This is a genomic window from Nocardioides marmoribigeumensis (assembly GCF_031458325.1).
GTDB classification, from domain to species: Bacteria; Actinomycetota; Actinomycetes; order Propionibacteriales; family Nocardioidaceae; genus Marmoricola_A; species Marmoricola_A marmoribigeumensis.
In genome coordinates, this window is record NZ_JAVDYG010000001.1 from 4,234,749 (window position 1) to 4,251,147 (window position 16,399).

Here is a 16,399-nt window from a genome sequence, read left to right on the forward strand (position 1 = left end):
ATCCATGAACCCCTCCGACCAGATCGTCCACGACCTCGAGCGCCTCCTCCGCGACCACGCCGACCTCGGCCCACTCCTGGAGCGGTCCCTGGTCCAGGCGCGCGAGCGCGCGCACGCCGACCTCGACCCCGAGCTGTGCCACGCGCTCGAGTGGCCCACGGACCTCTCGGAGTACGCCGACTACCTGCGGCGGTTCATCAGGTGGATCCCGCAGCAGACCGACGCCCCCGCCTGGAAGGCCACCGCCCCGGAGGAGAGGTACGCCCAGGAGGTCAGTGACCGGCTCGCGCACTTCTTCTGGCTGGTCGACCAACGGGCCGCAGGCGAGGAGGGGGACGGCCGCGCGATCGCCGAGAGCATCCCGGCCTTCCAGGACTGGCTGACCGACTTCGCCCGGCAGTGGGGCAGCTTCCTCGACACCCCGGAGTCGTTCGGTCCCGACGTGCTCGACTCGTTCCTCGCCAACGCGCCGGAGTACGGCGTCGAGGAGTCCCTGGTCGACGGGCGGCCCAACTCGCCGAGCGGGTGGCTGACCTTCAACCAGTTCTTCGCCCGCGAGCTCAACCCTGGGCTGCGCCCGATCTCCGAGCCGACGGACAACTCGGTGGTGACCTCACCGGCCGACTGCTTGTTCCGCCAGTCCTTCGACATCGACGACGACTCCAACATCCCGGCCGTCACGATCAAGGGCACCCACCGCTACGGCAACATCGCCCAGCTGCTCGAGGGGTCGAGGTACGCCGAGGCGTTCGCGGGCGGCACGTTCGTGCACTACATGCTGCCGCCCTCGTCCTACCACCGCTACCACGTGCCCGTCTCCGGCCGGGTCGAGGAGTCGTTCGTGGTGCCCGGCAGGGTCTACATGGAGGTCGCGCTCGAGGACCACCAGCTCAGCTCCAAGGACCGCACCCAGTCCGGCTACGAGTTCAGCCAGGTGCGCGGCGTGCTGACCCTCGACACCTCCGCCTCCGGCCACGGCGACCTCGGCACCGTGGCGGTGGTCCCGGTGGGCATGTCCCACGTCGCCTCGGTCACCCTCAGCACCGTCCCGGGGACCGTGGTCACCAAGGGCGAGGAGTTCGGCTACTTCCAGTTCGGTGGCTCCGACATCATCATCCTGTTCCAGGAGGGGGTCGACCCGCAGGTCGACACGAGCACCGCGCTGCGCCACGTGGGCTCCCCGGTCGCCCGCATCGGGTCGTCCGGCTGAGCCCGCGACCACCGCTCCGTGCCGACGACGTCGGGCAGGCGTCACGGACGCTTGTCGGGCGGCAGCAGCTTGTGGGTCCCGTCGCACCACGGGAGGTCCTGGGAGCGCCGGCAGCGGCAGACCGCGTTGACCGGGCGGCGGGTCAGGTGCACCTCGCCGTCGGCGTCCTCGACCGGCCGTCCGCGGCCCCTCAGCAGCATCGGACCGCCGGGGCACAGGACGACGTCGGGGTGGTCGAAGGACGCGGTCACGCGACGGACTCCCAGCCCTGCAACGCCATCCGGGCGAAGCGGTCCTCCAGGTCGAGGGACGCCCACGCCCCGAACATCACGTCGTCCCGCAGCGACGGCTCGTCCTCGACCAGCGTGGCGCAGATCGACCGGGCGGCGAGCTGGTCGTGCACGGCGTCGGCCTCGACGTGCTCGCGGTAGTAGTCGACCAGCGGCTCCCCCAGGTCGAGCCGCGAGAGCCCTTGGGCCATGCGGCGCGACGGCACGGAGCTGGTGATCTCGAATGCCGCGAGGTGGCCCATCGCCGCACCGCGCAGCCGGCGCTGCAGGCCGAACATCCGACCGGCGTTGTCCTGCTCGAGCACCTCCAGCGGCGCCTCGTCGACGTAGCGGCCGTAGCCGGACTCGAGACCGGCTCCCTCCAGCCCGAGGACGAACAGGTGGTGGTGCAGACGGTTGGGGTCGCCGGCGCCGTACTCGTCGTACTGCAGCTCGGCCAGGGCCGCCTTGGCCCGCACCGGCAGGGTCGGCACGACCCACGCGACCGGGTCGGACTCGTGCAGGTGGTAGACCGACCTCATCCGCAGCAGCTCGCGCACCTGCTCGGCGCCGGCCTGCGCCTTGACGAACTGCGCGATCGAGGCGCCGTCGTGCGCCTCCACGAGGTCGAAGAGGTCCTGCGCCACGTCACCGGAGTCGGGCCGCTCGGTCACCGCCGCCCACCGCCGGCGCAGTCGCCCCTCGAGCTCGTCCTCCAGGTCGCGCCGCAGGGCCAGCAGCGCCGGAGACCGCTCGGCCCGGTCGTCGACGTCGTCGAAGCCTCGGTGGTGCAGCGAGTGCAGCATCCACAGCGCGATCGCGCGGTCCTCCGCGCCGTCGTCGGGCAGCCCGACGGGCAGCGCGTCGGGGTCGTCGCGGAGGGCGGCGTGCAGGCGCATGCTGAGGCGTCCGCGGGGCTTGGGGGCGTCCATGAGCGGGACGTACCCGACGGGGCGAGTCGCACGCCCTCCCTGGGGGTGATTTCAGTCGGCGGGGTCGGTGACGACCACGACTGCCGACAGCAGGTCGGCGACGGCCTTGTCCACGACGCCGGCGTCGGGGTCGCCGAGCGCCAGGTGCAGGGAGGTACGCCGGGCCGCCACCTCGCGCAGCCGGGCGTCGGCCAGCACGTCCTCGACGGCCTTGCGATCGCCCCCGGTGACCAGGGCCGAGACCCCACCGAGCTCGTCGACCAGCAGGCGCACGGCGTGGTCGGCGGCCGCCTCGAACGCGGTGCGGGCCTGGTTGTCGCGGCGCCGGGCGTAGCGCTGCTGGCTCCAGCCCCCCGCCTTGGTCTTGCCCTGCACGTGCCGGCGACCGACCTTGCGGACGCCGACCGACGGGCCGGCTCCCCCGGCGACCGCGAACCCGCCCCGACGCACGACCAGCAGCCCCCAGCGGACCGGGTCCGCGGTGGCGGCCGCGAAGGCAGCCGGGTCGGCCGGGCCGTCGTACGACCGGTCGAAGGGGAGGTGGGCGACCGCCTGCGCGCCGTCCGACGCCGTGGCCGAGAGGGCGCCGCCGGTGACGGTCAGCGACGCGGCGCCGTGGCGGCCCTCGAAGTTGTCGAACCAGCGGACGACCCGCGCCGCGGGCACGTGCACCCGGCGCGGGTCGGTCATCGACTCAGCCGACCAGGGATCAGACGTTGAAGCCGAGGGCGCGGAGCATCTCGCGGCCGTCGTCGGTGATCTTGTCCGGGCCCCACGGCGGCATCCAGACCCAGTTGATGACGACGTCGTCGACCATGCCCTCGAGGGCCTGACGGGTCTGGTCCTGGATGACGTCGGTCAGCGGGCAGGCCGCGGACGTCAGCGTCATGTCGAGCACGACGTCGTTGCCGTCGATGTTGACGCCGTAGAGCAGGCCGAGGTCGACGACGTTGATGCCGAGTTCGGGGTCGACGACGTCCTTCATGGCCTCCTCGACGTCCTCGACGGTGAGGGTCCCGGCAGCCGAGCCGGCGGTGGACAGGTCCACCTCGGGCAGGTCGCTGTGGTCGGTGGTCATCTGGTCTCCCATCGTCATCGTCCGGCCGCGACCTGCGCGGTCGCGTCCTTCCAGGCCATCCACCCGAGCAGGGCGCACTTCACTCGGGCGGGGAACTTCGCCACCCCCGCGAACGCGACGCCGTCCTCGAGCACGTCCTCGTCGGGCTCCACGTTGCCGCGGCCCTGCATCAGCTCCACGAACGAGTCGAGGATGCGCATCGCCTCGGCGACGGGCTTGCCGATCACCAGCTCGGTCATCACGCTCACCGACGCCTGGCTGATCGAGCAGCCGAGGGCGTCGTACGACACGTCCTCGACGACCGCGTCGTCGCCGCTGCCGTCGAGGTGCACCCGCAGGGTGACCTCGTCGCCGCAGGTCGGGTTGACGTGGTGCACCTCGGCCTCGAACGGCTCGCGCAGTCCGGCGTTCTGGGGGTTCTTGTAGTGGTCCAGGATGATCTCCTGGTACATCGCGTCGAGGTCAGACACAGCGCTCCTTCTCAGCCGACCTTGAAGTAACGCTTGGTGTGCTCGAGACCTTCCACCAGGGCGTCGATCTCGCCCGGCGTCGTGTAGAGGTACGACGACGCGCGCACGCTCGCCTGCACGCCGAACCGCGCGTGGGCCGGCTTGGCGCAGTGGTGACCCGCGCGGATCGCGATGCCCCGGCTGTCGAGCAGCTGGGCCACGTCGTGGGGGTGGACACCGGCGAGCTCGAAGCTGACCGCTCCCCCGCGCTCGTGCGCCGAGGTCGGGCCGATCACCGTGACGCCCGAGACCGAGGCGAGGCCCTCGAGCAGGTAGCCGGTGATCGCCTCCTCGTGGCGGCGGATGTTGTCCATGCCGACGTGGGAGAGGTAGTCCACCGCGGCTCCGAGACCGACGGCCTCGACGATCGGCGGGGTGCCGGCCTCGAACTTGGCGGGGGCGTCGGCGAAGGTCGACCGCTCCATCGTGACGGTGCGGATCATCTCGCCGCCCCCGAGGAACGGCGGCAGCTGCGCGAGCACGTCACGTCGCCCCCACAGCACGCCGATGCCGGTCGGGCCGACGACCTTGTGACCGGTGAAGGCGATCAGGTCGGCACCGCTCTCGGTGACGTCGACCTTCATCTGGGGCGCGGCCTGGGAGGCGTCGAGCACCACCAGGGCGCCGACCGCCTTGGCCCTGGCCGCGATCTCCGTGACCGGGTTGATCGTGCCGAGCATGTTGCTCACCCAGGTCAGCGAGACGACCTTGGTGCGCTCGTTGAGCAGGTCGTCGATGTTGCTCAGGTCGAGCCGGCCGTCGTCGGTGAGACCGAACCACCGCAGCGTGGCGCCCGTGCGCTCGCACAGCAGCTGCCACGGCACGATGTTGGAGTGGTGCTCCATCTCGGTGATGACCACCTCGTCACCGGGACCGACGCGCAGGTCGTCGGGCGCCCACACGAGCGTGTTGGCCACGAGGTTGAGCGCCTCGGAGGCGTTCTTGGTGAAGACCACCTCGTCGCGCTGCGCCCCGATGAACGCCGCCACCTTGTCGCGGCCGCCCTCGAACGCCTCGGTCGCCTCGGCGCCGAGCTGGTGCATGGCGCGCGCGATGTTGGCGTTGTGCCGCTCGAGGTGGTCGACCATCGTGTCGATCACCACCTGCGGCTTCTGCGAGGTGTTGGCTGAGTCGAGGTAGACCAGCGGCTGGCCGTGGTCAAGGGTCCGCTGCAGGATCGGGAAGTCCTTGCGGATCAGGTCGAGGCCGTCGAGGAGCCCGGGCAGCTGGGTCGACATGGTCAGACCGCGGACTTGGTGTACGCGGCGTACCCCTCCGCCTCGAGCTTGTCGGCCAGCTCGGGACCGCCCTGCTCGGCGATCCGGCCGTCGACGAACACGTGGACGTGGTCGGGGGTGATGTAGCGCAGGATGCGCGTGTAGTGCGTGATCAGCAGGACGCCCTTGTCGCCGTCCTTCTTGAACCGGTTGACGCCCTCGGAGACGACCTTGAGCGCGTCGATGTCGAGGCCGGAGTCGGTCTCGTCGAGCACGGCGACCTTGGGGTCGAGCAGCTCGAGCTGCACGATCTCGTGACGCTTCTTCTCACCACCGGAGAAGCCCTCGTTGACGTTGCGCTGGGCGAAGGCACGGTCCATCTGGACCTCGTCCATCGCGGTGTTGACGTCCTTGATCCACGTGCGCAGCTTGGGCGCCTCGCCGTCGATCGCGGTCTTGGCCGAGCGCAGGAAGTTGGACACCGAGACGCCGGGGACCTCGACGGGGTACTGCATGGCGAGGAAGAGCCCCGCGCGCGCCCGCTCGTCGACCGACATCTCCAGCACGTCCTCGCCGTCGAGGGTCACGGTGCCGCCGGTGACGGTGTACTTCGGGTGGCCGGCGATGCTGTAGGCCAGCGTCGACTTGCCCGAGCCGTTGGGGCCCATGATCGCGTGGGTCTCGCCGGCGGTGATGGTCAGCGTGACCCCCTTGAGGATCTCCTTGGGGCCGTCCTCGGTCTCGACCGTGACGTGCAGGTCCTTGATCTCAAGCGTGCTCATCGTTTCTCCGTTAGTTCAGGGGGTTCGCGACGTCGACGAGCACGTCGTCGCCGTCGATGCGGACGGGGTAGACCGGGACCGGCTCGGTCGCGGGCAGGACGTCGGGCTTGCCGGTGCGCAGGTCGAAGCGCGACCCGTGCAGCCAGCACTCCACGTGGCAGTCGTCGACCTCGCCCTCGGACAGCGGGATCGAGGCGTGCGAGCACTCGTCGAAGATCGCGAAGACCTCACCGCAGGTGCGGATCAGGGCCACGTCGACGTCGTCGAGCTCCACCCGGCGCGGCTCGTCCTCGGTCAGCTCGGACAGCGCGCAGACCCGCTCGAACGTCATGCCGGGACCGCCGTGACGTTCTTCTCGAGCTCGGCCTCCACCACCGCGAACAGCTTGTCCTCGATGGCGGGCACGCCGATCCTGCGGATCAGGTCGTTGAAGAACCCGTGCACGACCAGACGCTTGGCCTCGTCGGCCGGGATGCCGCGGGACTGCAGGTAGAACAGCTGCTGGTCGTCGAAGCGGCCGGTCGCCGAGGCGTGGCCCGCGCCCTCGATCTCGCCGGTCTCGATCTCCAGGTTGGGGATCGAGTCGGCACGGCACCCGTCGGTGAGGACCAGGTTGCGGTTCTCCTCGTAGGTCTCGATGCTCTCCGCGACCTTGCGGATCAGCACGTTGCCCACCCACACGGTGTGCGCACCCTTGCCCTGCAGCGCGCCCTTGTAGGAGGCGTGGCTGCGGGTCCTGGGCGCGGTGTGGTCCACGAAGAGCCGGTGCTCGATGTGCTGGCCCTCGTCGGCGAAGTAGAGGCCGAGGAGCTCGGCGTCACCGCCCGGGCCGTCGTACGTCACGTTGGCGTCCATGCGGATCAGGTCGCCGCCGAAGGAGATCGCCGCGTGCTTGTACGACGCGTCGCGGCCCACGCGCGCCTGGTGGTGCGAGAGGTGCACCGCGTCGTCTGCCCAGTCCTGGATGGACACGACCGTGACGTCGGCGCCGTCGCCCACCACGATCTCGCAGACCGCGGCGACCGACGCGGAGCCGGTGTGGTTGACCACGACGACGGCCTTGGAGTGCGTGCCGAAGCGGAACACCAGGTGCCCGCCGGTCGTCTCCGAGGCGTCGGTGCCGGTCACGTCGATGACCAGCGGCTCGGCGACCTCGGTGTCGGCCGGCACGTCGACGAGCACCGTGGCCGGCACCTCGTCGACGACCCGCGCCGACCAGCGGTCGGACGGGGCCCAGCCGCTCACGCCACGCAGCGCGCGGGCGTCGTCACCGGTCACGTAGGACACCGAGGCGCCCTCGACGTCGTTCCAGGTCAGCTTCTGGGTGCGGCCGGACAGACCGGCGTCGGCGTGGAGCCCACGCAGCCGCTTGAGCGGGGTGAAGCGCCACACCTCCTCGCGGCCCGTCGGCGTCGCGTGGTCGGCGACGTCGAAGGAGCCACGCGGGTGGAGGTGGGACTCGACGTGGTCCAGCTCCAGCGCGGACCTCACGTTGTCAGTCAGTGTCACTCGTCTTCTTCCTAGATCGCAGTCGTCACCAAAGGCACCCCGTCGGGCGGGAGGCGCTAGCCGACCGCCCCTTCCATCTGCAGCTCGATCAGGCGGTTGAGCTCGAGGGCGTACTCCATCGGGAGCTCCTTGGCGATCGGCTCGACGAAGCCGCGCACGATCATCGCCATCGCCTCGTCCTCGGCCATGCCGCGGGACATCAGGTAGAACAGCTGGTCCTCGGAGACCTTGGACACCGACGCCTCGTGACCCATCGACACGTCGTCCTCGCGGATGTCGACGTAGGGGTAGGTGTCGGAGCGGCTGATCTGGTCGACCAGCAGCGCGTCGCAGAGCACGTTGGACCGCGATCCGTGCGCACCCTCGTTGATCTGCACGAGGCCGCGGTAGGACGTGCGCCCGCCGCCACGCGCGACCGACTTGGACAGGATCGAGGAGGACGTGTTGGGCGCCGCGTGCACCATCTTGGAGCCGGCGTCCTGGTGCTGGCCCTCGCCGGCGAAGGCGATCGACAGCGTCTCGCCGCGAGCGTGCTCGCCCATGAGGTAGACCGCGGGGTACTTCATCGTCACCTTGGAGCCGATGTTGCCGTCGATCCACTCCATCGACGCGCCGGCCTCGCAGACCGCGCGCTTGGTGACGAGGTTGTAGACGTTGTTCGACCAGTTCTGGATCGTCGTGTAGCGGCAGTGGCCGCCCTTCTTGACGATGATCTCGACGACCGCGGAGTGCAGCGAGTCGGACTTGTAGATCGGCGCGGTGCAGCCCTCGACGTAGTGCACGTGGGCACCCTCGTCGACGATGATCAGCGTGCGCTCGAACTGGCCCATGTTCTCGGTGTTGATCCGGAAGTAGGCCTGCAGCGGGATCTCGACGTGCACGCCCTTGGGGACGTAGATGAACGAGCCGCCCGACCACACCGCGGTGTTGAGCGCGGCGAACTTGTTGTCGCCGACCGGGATCACGGTGCCGAAGTACTCGCGGAACAGGTCCTCGTGCTCGCGCAGCGCGGTGTCGGTGTCGAGGAACAGGACGCCCTGCTCCTCGAGGTCCTCACGGATCTTGTGGTAGACGACCTCGGACTCGTACTGCGCGGCGACGCCGGCGACCAGGCGCTGCTTCTCGGCCTCGGGGATGCCGAGCCGGTCGTAGGTGTTCTTGATGTCCTCGGGGAGCTCCTCCCACGAGGTCGCCTGCTTCTCGGTGGAGCGGACGAAGTACTTGATGTTGTCGAAGTCGATCGTCGACAGGTCCGCGCCCCAGGTGGGCATCGGCTTGCGGCCGAAGAGCTTGAGGCCTTTGAGGCGCAGGTCGAGCATCCACTGCGGCTCGGACTTCTTGCCCGAGATGTCACGGACGACGGCCTCGGTCAGGCCGCGCTGCGCCGCCGCGCCGGCGACGTCGCTGTCGGACCAGCCGTACTCGTACTTGCCCAGGCCCTTGAGCTCGGGGTTGAGCTCCTCGATGGCGTTGGGCGCCACGGGAGCGTCGGGGTGCGTGGTCATGAGGACCGCCTCTCCGAAGGGGTTGGGTGGGGGGTGGTACGGGCAGGGATCGAGGTGGTGCAGACACCGTCGCCGTGGGCGATGGTGGCCAGCCGCTGGACGTGGCTGCCCAGCACGCGCGAGAAGACCTCGGTCTCGGCCTCGCACAGCTGGGGGAACTCGTGGGCGACGTGGGCGACCGGGCAGTGCTGCTGGCACAGCTGCTCGCCCATCGGCCCCTGGAGCACGCCGGCGGCGAAGCCGTGGGTGCGCAGCACCTGGGCGAGGGCCTGGGGCGCGCTCAGCGACGGGTCGGCGGCGCGGACGTCGGCGACCGCCTCCTCGACCCAGGACAGCCGCTGCCGGGCGAAGGCCAGCACGGCGTCGTCGCCGGCGGTCTGGGACAGGAAGCGCAGCGCCTGGGCCGCGAGGTCGTCGTACTGCTGCTCGAACTGGTCGCGACCGGCCGCGGTGAGCGCGAACTCCTTGGCCGGGCGCCCGCGGCGACGCTCCTTGGTGCGGGCGTCCTGGGCGACGACGGCGCCGGTGGCCAGCAGGTGGTCGAGGTGGCGCCGGATCGCCGCCGGCGTCAGGTCCAGCAGCTCGGCCAGCGTGGCCGCGGTGCTGGGGCCGTGCTCGAGGATCGCCCGGGCCACGCGCTGACGCGTGGGCGCGTCGACGTGCTCGAGGACCTCGATTTCCATGACGCCATTGTTGCGTTAATCAAAACCGCCCTTCAAGTAAGGGTCCCCTTAGTCGCCCCGCGACGTGTGACCCGTTCGTCATCCAGGTCCGGCGGGCGGGGCCGTGGGCGCTCCTAGACTGGGGGTCGTGCCGTCCACCCCCTCCTCCCCCGCGTCGACGTCTGCCGTCGACATCCGCGGGCTGGTGATGAGGTACGGCGCCAAGACGGCCGTCGACCACCTCGACCTGACCGTCGAGCGCGGGACCATCACCGCGGTGCTCGGGCCCAACGGCGCCGGGAAGACGACGACCCTGGAGACCTGCGAGGGCTTCCGCCGGCCCCAGGAGGGCACCGTCCGTGTCCTGGGCCTCGACCCGGTGGCCGACCGGCAGGAGCTGCTCCCCCGCATCGGCGTGATGCTGCAGACCGGTGGTGCCTGGACCGGCGTCCGCGCAGTGGAGATGCTCCGCCACGTCGCCTCGCTGCACGCCCACCCGCTGCCCGTCGAGCTGCTCGTCGAACGTCTGGGGCTCGACGACTGCGGCCGCACGGCCTACCGCAGGCTCTCCGGGGGCCAGAAGCAGCGGCTGTCCCTCGCCATGGCGCTGGTCGGCCGGCCCGAGCTGCTCTTCGTCGACGAGCCGACCGCGGGCATGGACCCGCAGGCGCGCCGCGACACCTGGGAGCTGCTCGAGGAGGTCCGGGGCGACGGGGTCACCACGGTGCTCACCACCCACTACCTCGACGAGGCCGAGCGCCTCGCCGACCAGGTCCACATCATCGACCGCGGACGTCTCATCGCCAGCGGCTCCCCGGCCGAGCTGGTCCGCGGTGCCGGCGAGCGCACGCTGCGGCTGACGGCCGTCGCCCCCCTGCCCGCGGACGCCGAGCAGACCCTCGGCGCCGACCTCGGCTCGCTCGGCGAGGTGCACCTGGTCGACGGCCACACGCTGCTGGTCAGCGGCGCGGTGGACGCCAAGGCGCTGGGCGTCGTCGCCACCTGGTGCGAGCGGCGCGACGTCGAGCCCGACGCGCTGGCGATGGGCCAGCGCACCCTGGAGGACGTCTTCCTCCAGCTGACCGGACGGGAGTTCGAGGAGTGACGGCCACCCCCCGTGCGACAGGGACCTTCGCGCCCGCCCCCGGGTCGGCTCCGCTGGGCCGCCAGGTGCTGGCGCAGGCGCGCATGGAGGCGCGGCTGATGCTGCGCAACGGCGAGCAGCTGCTGCTGGCCCTCGCGATCCCGGTGCTCGTGCTGGTCGGCGGCGTGGCCGCGATCGAGCGCCAGAACCTCTCGCTGTCCCACACCGCCATCGACACCCTCGCGCCGGGGGTGCTGGCCCTGGCGATCATGTCGACCTCCTTCACCTCGGTCGCGATCACGACCGCCTTCGAGCGCAGGTACGCCGTCCTGAAGCGGCTCGGTGCCTCCCCGCTCCCCCGCCACGGGCTCCTGCTGGGCAAGGTCGGAGCGCTGCTCGCGGTGCTCGTCGGCCAGGTCGTCGTGCTCGGCGGCTTCGCGCTGGCGCTCGACTGGGACCCGGCCGTCACCCTGCGCGGCGTGGCCGGTGCGCTCGCGACGGCGATCCTGGGCGTCGCGGCCTTCGCCTCGCTGGGCCTCCTCATCGCCGGCACGCTGCGCGCCGAGGCGACCCTGGCCGTGGCCAACCTGATCTACCTCCTCCTCGCCGCCGGCGGCGCGGTCGTCCTGCCGGCCTCGGTCTACGGCCACGGCCAGCACGTCGTCCGCTGGCTGCCGTCCGGCGCGCTCGGCGGCGGCCTGCGCGAGTCGCTGCTCGTCGGGACCTTCCCGCTGACCCCCTGCCTGGTGCTGGTCGCCTGGGCCGCGCTCGGCACCCTGCTCACGGCGAGGACGTTCTCGTGGGACTGACCACCTCCGCGCCCGTCGAGCCCGACGCCGGGGTCGCGGCCTGGGCCCGCCTGCGCCTGGCCGCCTGGGCGTCCCTGGTCGCCAACATCGGCATCGTCGTCACCGGCGGCGTCGTGCGGCTGACCGGCAGCGGACTCGGCTGCCCGACCTGGCCGCGCTGCACCGACGAGGCGTTCACCCCGCACCAGGCGCTGAGCTACCACTCCGCGATCGAGTTCGGGAACCGCACGCTCACCTTCGTGCTCGCCGCGGTGGCCGTGGCGACCTTCGTCGTGGCCTACCGCGTCGGCCGGCGCGGCCCGCTGCGGCTCGCCGTGCTCCTCGCGCTGGGCGTGCCCGCCCAGGCCCTGCTCGGCGGCATCACGGTGCTGGTCGACCTCAACCCGTGGGTCGTGGCGGGCCACCTGCTGCTGTCGATGGCGATGATCTCCGTCGCGGTGCTCCTCCTGCGCCGCGTGTACGACGAGGACCGGCCGCGCGTGCGCGCCGTACCCCCGGCCCTGGCGCGGCTCGCCGCGCTGACGTACGCCGCCGGCTGGGCCGTGCTCTACGTCGGCACCGTGGTGACCGGGTCCGGCCCCCACGCCGGCGACGCCAGCTCACCCCGCAACGGGCTGGACCCGCGCGGCATGAGCCAGCTGCACGCCGACCTGGTGTTCCTGCTCGTCGGCCTCACGGTCGGTCTCCTGCTCGCGTTGCTCGCCACCCGCGCACGACCCCAGGCCGTCCGTGCGGCCAAGGCCCTGCTCGCCGTCGAGCTCGCGCAGGGGCTGGTCGGCTTCGTGCAGTACTTCACCGGGCTGCCGGTGCTGGTCGTGGCCGTGCACCTGCTCGGCTCCGCCGTCGTGGCGGCGGCGATGACCTGGGCGCTCGTGGAGACCCGGGCCGCCGAGCCCTCACGTCACCAGCCCGGTCAGCCCCTGACCTCGTAGCGCACCTGCGCCCCGTCCGGCAGGTCCCGGAGCTGCGCGGCGAGATCGCCGCGCACGCGCATGCCTTCCGTGGCGTCCAGGGCGTAGAGGTTCGCCACGTCGAACGCACCGCCGAGGACGAACGGTCGCTTGGGGACCAGACGTGTCCCCGGCACGAGCGTCCCGTGTCGGGACTGCCAGTCATGAGCGACCGGGTAGCCGGTGAGCTCGCGGTAGTCGGACAGCAGCTGGTCGGCCCAGTCCTCGATGCTCGTGCCCATCGCCCCGACGTCCCCCGTCTCGGGATCGAAGGTCACGACACGGTCTCCTCGCAGGGCGAACTGGACGCCGAACACGTCCTCGGCGAAGAAGAGGAGCCCCTCGGCCAGCTCGCCGTAGGCCACTCTCCACCCGTGCTCGGCGTTCCACTCCTCCAGCGACCCGCCCGTCACCGACGGGCCGGACCCGAAGACGTGGAGAGCGGACTCGAAGGCGTAGAACCCGTTGCGCGCCACCAGCAGCGCGCCCAGCTCCTCGGCCACGGGCCCGCCGTCGAGGCGCACGGCGGGTGTGGCGGGCCCGGACGCGTCCGAGGCGATCGAGAGCAACCTGGTGGTGCGAGGACCGAGCTTCAACAGATCTCCGACTACGCCTGCGGGGCGTGAGGTCTCAGCGGCCCAGCAGCGGGTCGAGCGCGACCGCGAGGAAGAGCAGCGACAGGTACATGTTGGACCAGTGGAAGAGCCGCATCGGCTTGATCTCCACCACGTTGTCGGTGCGCTGCGCCCGTTGCCGCAGGCCCCACGACTCGGCCACGAAGACCGCGCCGAGCACTCCGGCGGCGACGGGGTAGAGCCAGCCCGTGCCGGCCACCGGCCACAGGGCGACCGAGGTCGCCACGGTCACGACGGCGTAGGCGAGGATCTGGTTGCCGACCTCGGCCGCCGGGGCCACCGAGGGGAGCATCGGGACGTCGGCGGCGGCGTAGTCCTCGCGGTAGCGCAGGGCCAGCGCCCAGAAGTGCGGCGGGGTCCAGAAGAAGACCACCAGGAAGAGGACGACGGGGGCCCAGGCCAGCGAGCCGGTGACCGCGGTCCAGCCGATGAGCGCCGGGAAGCAGCCGGCGGCGCCGCCCCACACGATGTTCTGGCTCGTGCGCCGCTTGAGCAGCATGGTGTAGCCGACGACGTAGAAGACGTTGGCCGCGAGCGCGAGGCCCGAGGAGAGCCAGTTGACGGCCAGGCCCAGCAGGAGCGTCGAGACGACGCCGAGCACGAGGCCGAAGACGAGGGCCGCGCGCGGGGTGACCGCGTGGCGCGGCAGGGCACGACGGCGGGTGCGGCGCATGCGCTCGTCGATGTCGCGGTCGTAGACGCAGTTGAGCACGTTGGCGCTGCCGGCAGAGAGCGTGCCGCCCACGACGGTCGCGATGACGAGCCACACGTCGGGCACACCGCGTGCGGCGAGGAACATCACCGGAACGGTGGTGAGCAGCAGCAGCTCGATGATGCGCGGCTTGGTGAGGCCGACGTACGCCGCGAGGACGTCGCGCGTGGAGGCGCGACCGAGGCGGTCGGAGTAGTCGGTGTGCCCGTCCCGCGCGGTCGCGGAGGCCCGTGCACCGGGTTGGGGATCGAGGGCCGTCACGTCGGGAAGTGTAGTGGTCGCGCTCGTCGGGCACCGCCTCCACGTGCCCTTCTGGGCGATCCGAGTGGATGTGCATCTGCTCACTCCACCTCGGTAGGGTCGAGACACCGCCGTACGACGAGAGGAACCCCGTGAGCAAGCTGGAGTGGACCGACCTCGACCGCAGGGCGGTCGACACCGTCCGCGCCCTGTCGATGGATGCCGTCCAGAAGGTCGGCAACGGCCACCCGGGCACGGCGATGAGCCTGGCGCCGGTCGCCTACCTCCTGTTCCAGAAGGTCATGCGCCACGACCCGGCCGACCCCGACTGGATCGCGCGCGACCGCTTCGTCCTCTCGTGCGGCCACACCAGCCTCACCCTCTACAACCAGCTCTTCCTCGGCGGCTTCGGCCTCGAGCTGGAGGACCTCAAGGCGCTGCGCACCTGGGGCAGCAAGACCCCGGGGCACCCCGAGGTGCACCACACCGCCGGGGTCGAGACCACGACCGGCCCTCTGGGCCAGGGCCTCGCGACCGCCGTCGGCATGGCGATGGCCGCGCGACGCGAGCGCGGTCTGCTCGACCCCGAGCCGGCGGTCGGTGAGAGCCTCTTCGACCATCACGTCTACGTGCTCTGCAGCGACGGCGACATGCAGGAGGGCGTCACCGCCGAGGCCTCCTCCCTCGCCGGTCACCAGCAGCTCGGCAACCTCGTCGTCATCTACGACGACAACAAGATCTCGATCGAGGACGACACCTCGATCGCGTTCAGCGAGGACGTCTCCGCCCGCTACAAGGCCTACGGCTGGCACGTGCAGGACGTCGACTGGACCAACGGCGGCGACCACTACGAGGAGGACGTCCCGGCCCTCCACCGCGCCATCGAGAGGGCCAAGGCCGAGACCGGTCGCCCCAGCTTCATCAACCTGCGCACGATCATCGCCTGGCCCGCCCCCCACGCGCAGGGCACCGGCTCCTCACACGGGTCCGCCCTCGGCGAGGACGAGGTGCGGGCGACCAAGGAGATCCTCGGGTTCGACCCCGACCGCACCTTCCAGGTCGACGACGACGTGCTCGAGCACACCCGGTCGCTGCGCGAGCGTGGCGCGGCGGCGGGTGCCGCCTGGGACGAGCGCTACGCCGCGTGGGCCGAGGCCGCCCCGGAGCGGGCCGCGCTCCTGCACCGGCTGCGCGGCCGCGAGCTGCCCGCCGGCTGGAAGGACGTGCTGCCCGCCTTCGACGCCGACGAGAAGGGGGTCGCGACCCGCAAGGCGTCCGGCGAGGTGCTCAACGCGCTCGCGCCGGTGCTGCCCGAGCTGTGGGGCGGCTCGGCCGACCTCGCCGGCTCCAACAACACCACGATGAAGGGCGAGCCGTCCTTCATCCCGTCGGGGCACGCGACCGAGCAGTTCCCCGGCGACCGGTACGGCCGCACGCTGCACTTCGGCATCCGCGAGCACGCCATGGGCGCGATCATGAACGGCATCGCCCTGCACGGCGGGACCCGGGTCTACGGCGGGACGTTCCTCGTCTTCTCCGACTACATGCGGCCCGCGGTGCGGCTCGCGGCCGTCATGCAGGCGCCGGTCACCTACGTCTGGACCCACGACTCGATCGGTCTCGGCGAGGACGGCCCGACCCACCAGCCCGTCGAGCACCTCGCCGCCCTGCGCGCGATCCCGGGCCTGGACGTCGTACGCCCCGCCGACGCCAACGAGACCGCCGTCGCCTGGCGCACGATCCTGGAGAACCCCCACGGCCCGACCGGGCTCTGCCTCACCCGTCAGGACGTCCCGACCTTCCCCCGCGGCCAGCAGGACGACGGCACGTCCTGGGGCTCGGCCGACAGCGCCTCCCGCGGGGCCTACGTCCTGCTCGACGCCGAGGGCGAGGCCGACGTGCTGCTGGTCGGCACCGGCTCCGAGGTCCAGGTCGCGGTCGCGGCCCGTGAGCTGCTCGCCGCCGACGGCATCAAGGCCCGTGTCGTGTCGATGCCGAGTCGCGAGTGGTTCGACCGCCAGGACGCCGCCTACAAGGACACGGTCCTGCCGCCCACGGTCAAGGCGCGGGTCAGCGTCGAGGCGGGCGTGGCACAGGGCTGGCGCGAGATCGTCGGCGACCACGGCCGGTGCGTCTCGCTCGAGCACTTCGGCGCCAGCGCCGCCTACCAGCGTCTCTACGCCGAGTTCGGCATCACCGCGGAGGCCGTCGCGGCCGCCGCCAAGGACAGCATCGAGTCGGCTCGCAACGCCCACCCGTGACCGTCCACTGACGTTTGCAGCGTCCACCGCGACGG

Annotated in this window: 18 protein-coding genes; 5 read left to right on the plus strand and 13 right to left on the minus strand. The window is 71.5% G+C overall.

The window, feature by feature from the left end:
- Window positions 1-4: 4 nt before the first annotated feature.
- Window positions 5-1,210, plus strand: coding sequence for a phosphatidylserine decarboxylase (locus tag J2S63_RS20265; RefSeq protein ID WP_310306159.1), 1,206 nt, complete (start codon window positions 5-7; stop codon window positions 1,208-1,210).
- A 41-nt stretch (window positions 1,211-1,251) separates the two neighbouring features.
- Here the strand turns inward: J2S63_RS20265 and J2S63_RS20270 are convergent, their stop codons facing one another.
- The 11 genes from J2S63_RS20270 to J2S63_RS20320 all read right to left on the minus strand — a co-directional run bounded on the left by J2S63_RS20270 (window position 1,252) and on the right by J2S63_RS20320 (window position 9,694).
- Window positions 1,252-1,461, minus strand: coding sequence for a CDGSH iron-sulfur domain-containing protein (locus tag J2S63_RS20270; protein ID WP_310306161.1), 210 nt, complete (start codon window positions 1,459-1,461; stop codon window positions 1,252-1,254).
- Window positions 1,458-2,411 (minus strand): iron-containing redox enzyme family protein, encoded by a 954-nt coding sequence (locus J2S63_RS20275; RefSeq protein WP_310306162.1) that lies wholly within the window; start codon window positions 2,409-2,411, stop codon window positions 1,458-1,460. The genes J2S63_RS20270 and J2S63_RS20275 overlap by 4 nt, the downstream gene beginning before the upstream one ends.
- A gap of 51 nt (window positions 2,412-2,462) precedes the next feature.
- Window positions 2,463-3,101 (minus strand): acVLRF1 family peptidyl-tRNA hydrolase, encoded by a 639-nt coding sequence (locus J2S63_RS20280; RefSeq protein WP_310306163.1) that lies wholly within the window; start codon window positions 3,099-3,101, stop codon window positions 2,463-2,465.
- Between the two features lie 19 nt (window positions 3,102-3,120).
- Complete coding sequence (locus J2S63_RS20285; RefSeq protein WP_310306165.1) at window positions 3,121-3,489, minus strand: metal-sulfur cluster assembly factor; 369 nt, start codon at window positions 3,487-3,489, stop codon at window positions 3,121-3,123.
- 14 nt (window positions 3,490-3,503) lie between these two features.
- Window positions 3,504-3,941: a Fe-S cluster assembly sulfur transfer protein SufU gene (gene sufU, locus J2S63_RS20290; protein ID WP_310306760.1), complete on the minus strand. Its 438-nt coding sequence runs from the start codon at window positions 3,939-3,941 to the stop codon at window positions 3,504-3,506.
- Window positions 3,942-3,970: 29 nt separating this feature from the next.
- A complete protein-coding gene (locus J2S63_RS20295; protein WP_310306167.1) occupies window positions 3,971-5,236 on the minus strand; it encodes a cysteine desulfurase in 1,266 nt (421 codons plus the stop codon).
- A gap of 2 nt (window positions 5,237-5,238) precedes the next feature.
- Complete coding sequence (sufC, locus tag J2S63_RS20300) at window positions 5,239-5,997, minus strand: Fe-S cluster assembly ATPase SufC (protein ID WP_310306169.1); 759 nt, start codon at window positions 5,995-5,997, stop codon at window positions 5,239-5,241.
- Between the two features lie 10 nt (window positions 5,998-6,007).
- Window positions 6,008-6,328 carry a non-heme iron oxygenase ferredoxin subunit gene (locus J2S63_RS20305; protein WP_310306171.1) on the minus strand — a complete coding sequence of 107 codons (321 nt, stop codon included), beginning with the start codon at window positions 6,326-6,328 and terminating at the stop codon, window positions 6,008-6,010.
- Window positions 6,325-7,500: a Fe-S cluster assembly protein SufD gene (sufD, locus tag J2S63_RS20310; RefSeq protein ID WP_425573316.1), complete on the minus strand. Its 1,176-nt coding sequence runs from the start codon at window positions 7,498-7,500 to the stop codon at window positions 6,325-6,327. Before sufD ends, J2S63_RS20305 begins: the two co-directional genes overlap by 4 nt.
- A 62-nt stretch (window positions 7,501-7,562) precedes the next feature.
- The gene (sufB, locus tag J2S63_RS20315) at window positions 7,563-9,011 is read right to left on the minus strand and encodes a Fe-S cluster assembly protein SufB (RefSeq protein WP_310306175.1); all 1,449 of its coding nucleotides are present in this window, start codon (window positions 9,009-9,011) and stop codon (window positions 7,563-7,565) included.
- Window positions 9,008-9,694: a helix-turn-helix transcriptional regulator gene (locus J2S63_RS20320; protein ID WP_310306177.1), complete on the minus strand. Its 687-nt coding sequence runs from the start codon at window positions 9,692-9,694 to the stop codon at window positions 9,008-9,010. Before J2S63_RS20320 ends, sufB begins: the two co-directional genes overlap by 4 nt.
- A 127-nt stretch (window positions 9,695-9,821) precedes the next feature.
- Between J2S63_RS20320 and J2S63_RS20325 the strand changes: the two genes are divergently transcribed.
- From J2S63_RS20325 to J2S63_RS20335, 3 genes are read left to right on the plus strand one after another with little or no spacing between them, the layout of a single operon-like run.
- Window positions 9,822-10,778 (plus strand): ABC transporter ATP-binding protein, encoded by a 957-nt coding sequence (locus J2S63_RS20325; RefSeq protein ID WP_310306180.1) that lies wholly within the window; start codon window positions 9,822-9,824, stop codon window positions 10,776-10,778.
- Entirely contained in the window at window positions 10,775-11,566 is a 792-nt protein-coding gene (locus J2S63_RS20330) for an ABC transporter permease (RefSeq protein WP_310306182.1), read from the plus strand. The genes J2S63_RS20325 and J2S63_RS20330 overlap by 4 nt, the downstream gene beginning before the upstream one ends.
- Window positions 11,557-12,498 carry a COX15/CtaA family protein gene (locus J2S63_RS20335; RefSeq protein WP_310306184.1) on the plus strand — a complete coding sequence of 314 codons (942 nt, stop codon included), beginning with the start codon at window positions 11,557-11,559 and terminating at the stop codon, window positions 12,496-12,498. Before J2S63_RS20330 ends, J2S63_RS20335 begins: the two co-directional genes overlap by 10 nt.
- Here J2S63_RS20335 and J2S63_RS20340 read toward each other — a convergent pair.
- Complete coding sequence (locus J2S63_RS20340; protein ID WP_310306186.1) at window positions 12,480-13,112, minus strand: DUF2625 family protein; 633 nt, start codon at window positions 13,110-13,112, stop codon at window positions 12,480-12,482. The two genes, J2S63_RS20335 and J2S63_RS20340, sit on opposite strands and share 19 nt — an antisense overlap.
- A gap of 34 nt (window positions 13,113-13,146) precedes the next feature.
- Window positions 13,147-14,124, minus strand: a complete 978-nt coding sequence (locus tag J2S63_RS20345) for a heme o synthase (protein WP_310306188.1) — start codon at window positions 14,122-14,124, stop codon at window positions 13,147-13,149.
- A gap of 68 nt (window positions 14,125-14,192) precedes the next feature.
- On the opposite strand from J2S63_RS20345, the gene tkt reads away from it, so the two are divergent.
- Window positions 14,193-16,364, plus strand: coding sequence for a transketolase (gene tkt, locus J2S63_RS20350; protein WP_310306190.1), 2,172 nt, complete (start codon window positions 14,193-14,195; stop codon window positions 16,362-16,364).
- Window positions 16,365-16,399 lie beyond the last annotated feature (35 nt).

Excerpts from the sequence above, each read along its gene's own strand:
- J2S63_RS20265 (WP_310306159.1), top strand. The coding sequence starts at position 5 with ATGAACCCCTCCGACCAGATCGTCCACGACCTCGAGCGCCTCCTCCGC.
- J2S63_RS20280 (WP_310306163.1), bottom strand. The coding sequence starts at position 3,101 with ATGACCGACCCGCGCCGGGTGCACGTGCCCGCGGCGCGGGTCGTCCGC.
- sufU (WP_310306760.1), bottom strand. The coding sequence starts at position 3,941 with ATGTACCAGGAGATCATCCTGGACCACTACAAGAACCCCCAGAACGCC.
- J2S63_RS20295 (WP_310306167.1), bottom strand. The coding sequence starts at position 5,236 with ATGTCGACCCAGCTGCCCGGGCTCCTCGACGGCCTCGACCTGATCCGC.
- J2S63_RS20305 (WP_310306171.1), bottom strand. The coding sequence starts at position 6,328 with ATGACGTTCGAGCGGGTCTGCGCGCTGTCCGAGCTGACCGAGGACGAG.
- sufB (WP_310306175.1), bottom strand. The coding sequence starts at position 9,011 with ATGACCACGCACCCCGACGCTCCCGTGGCGCCCAACGCCATCGAGGAG.
- tkt (WP_310306190.1), top strand. The coding sequence starts at position 14,193 with ATGTGCATCTGCTCACTCCACCTCGGTAGGGTCGAGACACCGCCGTAC.
- J2S63_RS20320 (WP_310306177.1), bottom strand. The coding sequence starts at position 9,694 with ATGGAAATCGAGGTCCTCGAGCACGTCGACGCGCCCACGCGTCAGCGC.
- J2S63_RS20285 (WP_310306165.1), bottom strand. The coding sequence starts at position 3,489 with ATGACCACCGACCACAGCGACCTGCCCGAGGTGGACCTGTCCACCGCC.
- J2S63_RS20275 (WP_310306162.1), bottom strand. The coding sequence starts at position 2,411 with ATGGACGCCCCCAAGCCCCGCGGACGCCTCAGCATGCGCCTGCACGCC.
- sufC (WP_310306169.1), bottom strand. The coding sequence starts at position 5,997 with ATGAGCACGCTTGAGATCAAGGACCTGCACGTCACGGTCGAGACCGAG.